Origin of the sequence: Streptococcus sp. 2100, assembly GCF_013276335.1 — a bacterium.
GTDB lineage: Bacteria > Bacillota > Bacilli > Lactobacillales > Streptococcaceae > Streptococcus > Streptococcus pseudopneumoniae.
Genome location: NZ_VMKV01000109.1, coordinates 1 through 579, shown reverse-complemented (window position 1 = coordinate 579; position 579 = coordinate 1). Strand labels below are relative to the sequence as shown.

Here is a 579-nt window from a genome sequence, read left to right as displayed (position 1 = left end):
GGCTCTTTGTCAACTGTAGTGGGTTGAAGTCAGCTAAGCTCGAGAAAGGACAAATTTCGTCCTTTCTTTTTTGATGTTCAGAGCGATAAAAATCCGTTTTTTGAAGTTTTCAAAGTTCCGAAATCCAAAGGCATTTCGTTTGATAAGCTTAATGAGATTATTAGTGGCTTCCAATTTTGCGTTAGAATAGTGTAGTTGAAGGGCATTGACAATCTTTTCTTTATCCTTTAGAAAGGTTTTAAAGACAGTCTGAAAAAGAGGATGAACCTGCTTTAGATTGTCCTCAATAAGTTCGAAAAATTTGTCTGGCTCCTTGTTCTGGAAGTGAAAAAGTAAGAGCTGATAGAGATTGTAGTGGTGTTTCAAGTCTTCTGAATAGCTCAAAAGCTTGTTAAGAATCTCTTTATTGGTTAAGTGCATACGAAAAGTAGGGCGATAAAAACGTTTATCGCTGAGTTTACGACTATCCTGTTGAATGAGTTTCCAGTAGCGTTTAATAGCCTTGTATTCATGGGATTTTCGTTCAAACTGATTCATAATTTGGACACGGACACGACTCATAGCACGGCTAAGATGTTG

1 protein-coding gene is annotated in these 579 nt (G+C 37.1%); it reads right to left on the bottom strand.

The window, feature by feature from the left end:
* Positions 1–33 precede the first annotated feature (33 nt).
* The coding region (locus HT669_RS10725) for a transposase (protein WP_172922384.1) at positions 34–579 on the bottom strand (546 nt) is incomplete at its 5' end.